Annotated in this window: 5 protein-coding genes and 1 pseudogene; 4 read left to right on the top strand and 2 right to left on the bottom strand. The window is 75.7% G+C overall.

Annotation, left to right across the window (positions count from 1 at the left end; genetic code table 11):
• From LQ51_RS04080 to LQ51_RS04070, 3 genes are all read left to right on the top strand, one after another.
• Positions 1-1,059, top strand: a 1,059-nt coding sequence (locus LQ51_RS04080) for a FecCD family ABC transporter permease (protein ID WP_369799819.1), incomplete at its 5' end; no start/stop codon positions are given.
• The gene (locus tag LQ51_RS04075) at positions 1,056-1,898 is read left to right on the top strand and encodes an ABC transporter ATP-binding protein (protein ID WP_046563290.1); all 843 of its coding nucleotides are present in this window, start codon (positions 1,056-1,058) and stop codon (positions 1,896-1,898) included. The genes LQ51_RS04080 and LQ51_RS04075, both read left to right, overlap by 4 nt.
• 37 nt (positions 1,899-1,935) lie before the next feature.
• Positions 1,936-2,880: an ABC transporter substrate-binding protein gene (locus LQ51_RS04070; RefSeq protein ID WP_046563292.1), complete on the top strand. Its 945-nt coding sequence runs from the start codon at positions 1,936-1,938 to the stop codon at positions 2,878-2,880.
• A 63-nt stretch (positions 2,881-2,943) separates the two neighbouring features.
• On the opposite strand, the gene LQ51_RS33700 is transcribed toward LQ51_RS04070, so the two are convergent.
• Positions 2,944-3,501, bottom strand: coding sequence for a GNAT family N-acetyltransferase (locus tag LQ51_RS33700; protein ID WP_231605344.1), 558 nt, complete (start codon positions 3,499-3,501; stop codon positions 2,944-2,946).
• A gap of 36 nt (positions 3,502-3,537) precedes the next feature.
• Positions 3,538-5,553: pseudogene (locus LQ51_RS04065) on the bottom strand (penicillin acylase family protein); the annotation flags it as partial.
• 254 nt (positions 5,554-5,807) lie between these two features.
• On the opposite strand from LQ51_RS04065, the gene LQ51_RS04060 reads away from it, so the two are divergent.
• Positions 5,808-7,337 carry a pyridoxal phosphate-dependent decarboxylase family protein gene (locus LQ51_RS04060; protein ID WP_046563288.1) on the top strand — a complete coding sequence of 510 codons (1,530 nt, stop codon included), beginning with the start codon at positions 5,808-5,810 and terminating at the stop codon, positions 7,335-7,337.
• Positions 7,338-7,344: the final 7 nt, after the last annotated feature.

The raw sequence follows: 7,344 nt of genomic DNA, 5'->3' as shown, positions 1-7,344 counted from the left end.
CGGGCAGGCATCGTGAGCGCGCCCACCGCCGTGCTGCCCGGGCGGTCGCTGCTGCGGCTCGGCCCGGTGACCGTGCGGGTCCGTCGCCGGCCGGTGCTGGTCGCCGCCGTCCTGCTCGTGCTGCTCGCCGCCGCCGTGGTGGTCAGCCTCTCCCTCGGCACCCCGTACGTCGCCCCGGCCGACGTGCTGCGCTCGCTGTCCGGGGCGGCCACGCCGTACGACCTGGTGGTGCTGAACCTGCGACTGCCCCGCGCGGTGCTCGCGGCCCTGGCCGGCGCGGCGTTCGGGGTGGCCGGCACGCTGATCCAGAGTGTGGCGCGCAACCCGCTGGCCAGCCCCGACGTCATCGGTGTCACCCAGGGCGCCGGGCTGGCCGCCACGGTGGCGCTGACCAGCGGCGCCGCGGCGGTCCTGGTGGCGCCGGCCGCGCTGCTCGGCGGCCTGCTCGCCGCGCTGCTGGTGTTCGCCCTCGGCGCCCGGCACGGGCTGGCCGCGCAGCGATTCGTGCTGGCCGGCGTGGCGGTGGCGTTCGCGTTCCGCGCGCTGACCGAGGTGGTGATGCTGGCCGCCGACCCGATCGACGGGCTGCGCGCCCAGGTCTGGCTGATCGGCACCCTGGCCGGCAAGGGCTGGACCGAGGCCGCCTGGATCGCGGGCACCCTGGCCGCCCTGCTGCCCGTGCTGCTCTGGGCCGGCTGGGCGCTGCACAGCGCCGCCCTCGACGACGACACGGTCCGGGGCATCGGGCTGCGCCCGGTCGCCCGCCGCGTCGGGCTGGCCGCCACCGGCGTGGTCGTCGCGGCCACCGTCACCGCCCAGGTCGGCGCGGTCGACTTCGTGGCGCTGGTCGCCCCGCAACTGGCCCGGCGGCTGGTCCGCGCCGAGCGGCCGCCGCTGCTCTGCGCCGCGCTGCTCGGCGCGCTGCTGCTGGTCCTCGCCGACCTGGCCGGCCGGCGCCTGCTCGCCCCGACCCAGCTTCCGGCCGGCGTGCTGACCGCGGCCATCGGCGGCCCGTACCTGATGTTCCTGCTGCTGCGCACCCGAGGGAGGCGCTCGTGACGCCGCTGCTGTCCACCCGTGACCTGGCCGTCGGCTACGAGAGCCGCACCGTCCTGGACGGGCTCGACCTCGACCTGCCGGCCGACGCGTTCACCGTGATCGTCGGCCCGAACGCCTGCGGCAAGTCGACCCTGCTGCGCACCATGGCCCGGCTGCTCAGCCCGCGCCGGGGCGCGGTGCTGCTCGACGGCACGGCGATCCGCGACCTGCCCACCCGGGAGGTGGCCCGCCGGCTCGGTGTGCTGCCGCAGAGCCCGCTGGTGCCCGAGGGCATCACCGTGGCCGACCTGGTCGGCCGGGGCCGGCAGCCCTACCAGCGCTGGTGGCGGCAGTGGTCCGCGGCGGACGGCCGGGCCGTCGAGGCGGCCATGGCGATGGCCGACGTGGCCGGGCTCGCCGAACGGCCGGTGGACACCCTTTCCGGTGGGCAGCGGCAGCGGGTATGGATCGCGATGACCCTCGCCCAGGACACCGAGGCGCTGCTGCTCGACGAGCCGACCACCTTCCTCGACCTGGCCCACCAGGTGGAGGTGCTGGACCTGCTGCACCGGCTGCGCGCCGAGCGTGGCCGGACCGTGGTGGCCGTGCTGCACGACCTCAACCAGGCCGCGCGCTACGCCGACCACGTGGTCGCGATGCGCGCCGGCACGGTGGTCGCCGCCGGTCCGCCGCGCGAGATCATCACCGCCGATCTGGTCCGTGACGTCTTCGGGCTCGACTGCGTGGTCGTGCCCTGCCCGGTCACCGGCGCCCCGCTGGTGGTGCCCGCGCGCACCCACTCCTCGGCCACCCCGGCCGGCGTACCGGCCCAGGCCGGCTCCTCCGTCGACGACGCCTGAACCGTCGCGTCGACCCGTACCGCTCGAAAGGACCATGATGCGTCGTCTCGCCGCCGCTCTCACCACGGCCCTCGCCCTCGGCGTCGGCCTCACCGCCTGTGGGAAGAGCGACCCCGTCGCCGACACCGGCGCGGGCCAGACCCGGGAGATCACCCACGCGATGGGCACCACCAAGGTGCCCGCCGAGCCCAAGCGCGTGGTGGTGCTCGACACCGACAAGATCGACACCGCGCTCTCGCTGGGCGTCACCCCGGTCGGCGCGGCCACCGCCGGCGAGGCGAAGAGCTGGCCCACCTACTTCGGCGCGGAGAAGCTCGCCGGCATCAAGGAGGTCGGGGTGCTCACCGAGCCCGACCTGGAGGCGATCACCGCGCTCAAGCCGGACCTGATCCTGGGCAGCAAGTTCCGCCAGGAGAAGTTCTACGACGAGCTGTCCGCCATCGCCCCGACCGTGTTCACCGAGAAGGTGGGCATCACCTGGAAGGAGAACTTCCTCCTCGACGGTCAGGCGCTGGGCAAGGAGCAGCAGGCCAAGGAGCTGCTGGCCGGGTACGAGAAGCGGGCGAAGGACTTCGGCACGCAGCTCGGCGACGCGGCGTCGCGCAAGGTCTCCATCGTGCGCTTCATCCCGGGCAACATCCGGGTCTACGGGCCCGAGTCGTTCTCCGGCATCGTGATCGGGGACACCGGTCTGGGCCGCCCCGAGCGGCAGCTGCTGTCCGGCAAGGAGGACAAGCGCTTCGACCTGGTCAGCCCGGAGCGGGTCAACGAGGTCGACGGTGACGTCATCTTCGTGACCGCGTACGGCGAGAAGGCCGCCGCCGAGCAGACCAAGGTCACCGGCGGCAGCCTCTGGCAGGGCCTGTCGGCGGTCAAGGCGGGCAAGGCCCACGTGGTCTCCGACGAGATCTGGATGACCGGCATCGGCGTCGGCGCCGCCAACAAGATCCTGGACGACCTGGCGAAGTACCTGGGCGCCTGAGCCACCTGACCGACCGCGCCCGCCCGGCACCCTGCCGGGCGGGCGCGCGCGTCGGTGGCGCGGTCAGGCCGGCACCACCTGGTCGGCCTCAAAGCGGTGCCGGGTGAGGAAGGCGAGCCGCGCCCGCTTGTCCGGCATGTCGATCTCGGCGTCGAGGGTGAAGCCCTCGCGCTCCAGCCGGCGCAGCGCGCGGTCGTTGCGCACGTCCGGCTCGACCACGATGCGCTGCCGGGCCGGATCGGTGAACAGGAACCGGAACAGCGCCGGGCAGACCGCCGAGGTGAGGCCGGGCGTGCGCCGGTCCGCTGCGAGCAGCAGGTGCAGCCCCACGTCACCCGGGCGGACCGGGTAGCGCTCGCCGACCGGGTCCGCCTCCGGCTGGTAGGTCTGGAACAGGCCGGCCGGGACGCCGTCCAGGTCGATCAGGTACGCGTGGTGCGTGGCCAGCCCGTCGAGGAACGCGTACACCTCGCGTACCTCGTCCACGGTGTAGCCGCCCATGCCCCAGAACCGGGCCCACGGCTGGGTCACCCAGCCGTGCAGCAGCGCCGCGTCCGCCGCCGGATCGACCGGGACCAGCCGCAGCTCGCCGAGGCCGGGCAGGGTCTCCTGGTAGGTCATGACGGGTCTCCTTCTTCCGGTGAGGTCCGCGTCGGGCACCGGGATCAGCTCGCCGGCCGCCCAGCGCGGCAGTTGGTCGTCGAAGTGCGGGTCGCCCGGCCGGCCGGCCGCGCCGAAGGGCACCACCCAGCGGCTGCGGGCCCGGTCGGTGAGGTCCCAGACGTAGCGGGCGGCCGGGCCGCGCCAGCACTCGTCGGAGACCCCGGGGACGCTGGCGGTGGCCAGCACGCAGTCGGTGTCGCCGGCCAGGGCGACCCGCTCCCGCATGGCGGCCACCGCCGCGCCGACCTCGGGTGCGACGCCCAGGTGCACGGGGCGCAGCCGGTGCCGCGCGCCCCAGGCCGACGCGGGACCGGCCGCCGCCACCTCGGCCAGCGCCGCCGCCGCGACGGCGGTGACGTCCACGCCGAGCCGGGACGCGCCGGTCACCACGCCGTCGAGCGCGTGCCCGATCCGTGCGAGCGGATCGGTCCAGGGGGCGAAGAGCGCGTCGTAGCGGCCGGGGCCGCGCAGCGGGCGCAGCCGCGGGTGGTCGTGCAGCCGCCGGACCAGCGCCGCTCGCCAGGCCGCCCAGGTGCCCGCGTCGGTGCTGTCGGCGGCCATCCGCCCGTCCCAGGCAGTGAGCCGCCGGCGCAGGTCCCGGGCGGCCGGGCCGAGGGTGGCCGGATCGAGCCGGTCGAGCAGGGCGCGCAGCGCCCCGGTGGCCAGCCGGGTGTCGGTGTGGACGGTCTCCGGTGCGGCGCCGGCGGCCAGCAGCTCACCGATCCGCGCTGCCCGGTGCGGCGGGGCGAAGTCGATGCCCAGCCCGGCCACGTCGGGGCGGCGGTCGTTGGCCCGCACCGCGAGCCCGGTCACCTCGACCGGCTTGTTCTCGGCGTACCGGCCGGACCAGCGGTAGCGGGGCTGCCAGCCGGGCACCGGTCTCCGCCGGCAGGCGTCGTCGCGCACCGGCACCAGCCCGGCCACGAGGTGGCGGACGGCACCGTGCCGATCGGCGACCAGCACGCTGTTGACCGGCTCGACCCAGCCGCGCAGCGCCTCGGTGACGTCGTCGGCGCTGCGCGCACGCAGCAGCGGCAGCAGCGCCTCGAAGCCGAGGTCCGCTTCGACCCGGGCCGGAATCCGCAGGCTGAGCGCCTCGCCGGTGTGCCGGTCGTGATCGATCACCGGGCCGCGCGGGGTCTCGATCACCTCGACCGGCTCCGGCGCGGCGCCGCGTACCCGGATCCGCTCGACGTGGCGGCGGGCCGGCAGCCAGCCGTCGGCGTCGCGGACCAGCAGCCGGCCGCCCTCGCGACGCAGGCGCTCGCGGTAGAGGTCCTGGTAGTCGGCCATCGCGTTGGTGACCGCCCACGCGACGTCGCCGGCGTGGCCGAAGTGCGGCAGCCCGGGTACGCCGGGAAAGGCGAGCCCGACCACGTCGAACTGCGGGCAGGCGAGCCGGACCTGCTGGTAGACGCCGGGCAGCTCGAGCAGTCGGTGCGGGTCGCCGGCCAGTACCGGGCCGCGGCCGCGGGCCGGATCGCCGGGCACCACCCAGGCGTTGCTGCCGGAGCCGCCCGGACCCTCGACGGCGAAGAGCCCGACGGCCGCCGCGCCGAGGGTGGCCTCGACGTGCGCCCGCCAGAGCTTGTTCGGGAAGGTGCCGAAGAGGATGTGCTGCACGAGGAAGACGCCCAGCGGGGTCCAGGGCCGCCAGCGGCCGGGGGTGCTCCCGGTGGCGGCGAACTCGGGTGCGCCGGCGGCGCCCTCGGCGAGGCCGGCGTTCACCCCGTCGACGTACGCGGTGACCCAGCGTCGGGTGGCGGGGGAGAGCCGCCGGAAGCAGCGGGCCGCGGTGTCGGCGAGGCGGGCGCGCCGGGCGAACCGGTCCCAGCCCAGCCCGTCGGGGCCGAGGCGCTCGGCCAGCCGACCCTCGGCGCGCCACCGTTCCACCTCGATCTGCCAGGCCCGGTCGATCGCGGCGGCCCGGCCCTGACGGTGGGCGAGCTGGTCGACGTCGTCCGCCCAGAGCTGCGGCACGCCCCACGGGTCCCGCCGGATGCCGGTCACCGGCGGGCCTCTCCGGACCCGGCGTCCGGCCACATCTCCGTCACTGAGGTTCCTCCTCACCTGTCGTGCGGCTGCCGGAGCGCGTTGACCGGTCGGCTCGGCCGCTGGCGGCGCCGGACGAGTGACACGCCGAGCCCCGCCCGCACCTCCAGGTATGAGGTTAGGCTAACCTAACCTGGCGATCATCGGACCGCCGGAGCGCGCCGCGCCGCCGCGCGCCGCTCCCGTCCGCTTCCGACCATTGAGGACCGCCCATGAGCTTGCCCGCAGCGCTCGTCGCCGCCTCCCGCACCGACCCGGCTGTCGCCCGGGACCACCTGTTCACCGCCGGCACGCTGGACCGCTACCGGACGGTACTGGCGGCGGGGATCGACCGGGTGGCCCACCGGTTCGCCACCGCCGACCAGCCGTTCACCGGCGTCACCCCGGCCGACCTCGCCCCCCGGATCGAGGCGGTCGACCTGGACCGGCCGCTCGCCGACACCGGCGCGGCGCTGGACGAACTGCACGACGTCTACCTGCGCGACGCGGTCTACTTCCACCACCCCCGCTACCTGGCCCACCTGAACTGCCCGGTGGTGATCCCGGCCCTGCTGGGCGAGGCCGTGCTCAGCGCGGTCAACTCCTCGCTGGACACCTGGGACCAGAGCGCCGGCGGCACGCTCATCGAGCGTCGGCTGGTCGACTGGACGGCCCGGCGGATCGGCCTCGGCCCCGCCGCCGACGGGGTGTTCACCAGCGGTGGGACGCAGTCCAACCTGCAGGCGCTGCTGCTGGCCCGGGAGGAGGCGCGGACGCGCGCCGGCCTGCGACCGGGGCCGGCGGCGCTGGCCCGGCTGCGCGTGCTCACCTCGACGGCCGGCCACTTCAGCGTGCAGAAGGCCGCCCGGCTGCTCGGCCTCGACCCGGACGCGGTCCGCGCGGTGGACACCGACGGGCAGCGCCGGATGCGCCCCGACGCGCTGGCCCGGGAGATCGCCCGCTGCCGGGAGGACGGGCTGCTGGTGATGGCCGTGGTGGCCACCGCGGGCACCACCGACTTCGGCAGCATCGACCCGCTGCCGCAGACCGCCGACATCTGCGCGGCGGCGGGCGTCTGGCTGCACGTCGACGCCGCGTACGGCTGCGGCCTGCTGGTCTCGCCCACCCGCCGGCACCTGCTCGACGGCATCGAGCGGGCCGATTCGGTCACCGTCGACTACCACAAGTCCTTCTTCCAGCCGGTCAGCTCCAGCGCGCTGCTGGTCCGGGACCGCCGGACGCTGCGGCACGCCACCTGGCACGCCGACTACCTCAACCCGGCCCGCGCCGTCGAGCAGCGCATCCCCAACCAGGTCGACAAGAGCCTGCAGACCACCCGCCGCTTCGACGCCCTCAAGCTCTGGCTCACCCTGCGCATCATGGGCCCGGACGCCGTCGGCGCCCTCTTCGACGAGGTGGTGGACCGGGCCGCGCAGGCCTGGCAACTGCTCGCCGCCGACCCGCGCTTCGAGGTGGTGACCCGCCCGGCCCTGAGCACCCTGGTGTTCCGCTGGCGGCCCGCCGGACTGGCGGCCGACCTGGTGGACGACGCCAACCTCTACGCCCGGGAGGCGCTCGCCGCCTCCGGCGCCGCGCTCGTCGCGGGCACCCGGGTCGACGGCGCCCACCACCTCAAGGTGACCCTGCTCAACCCGGAGACCACCGGGGACGACATCGCCGGGGTCCTCGACCTGATCGCCGAACACGCCGGCTGGTACGCCCGCACCCGCACCGCCGACGAGCTGTCCTGCCCGGTCGGCTGACCGGCGC

The organism is Micromonospora sp. HK10 (genome assembly GCF_000982955.1).
Lineage (GTDB): Bacteria > Actinomycetota > Actinomycetes > Mycobacteriales > Micromonosporaceae > Micromonospora.
The sequence above is the reverse complement of the archived record's forward strand: the minus strand, read 5'-3'. Positions and strand labels throughout refer to the sequence as shown.

What these genes read in the sequence shown, in the direction of transcription:
- LQ51_RS04070 (WP_046563292.1), top strand. Translation starts at nt 1,936, where the DNA reads ATGCGTCGTCTCGCCGCCGCTCTCACCACGGCCCTCGCCCTCGGCGTC.
- LQ51_RS33700 (WP_231605344.1), bottom strand. Translation starts at nt 3,501, where the DNA reads ATGACCTACCAGGAGACCCTGCCCGGCCTCGGCGAGCTGCGGCTGGTC.
- LQ51_RS04060 (WP_046563288.1), top strand. Translation starts at nt 5,808, where the DNA reads ATGAGCTTGCCCGCAGCGCTCGTCGCCGCCTCCCGCACCGACCCGGCT.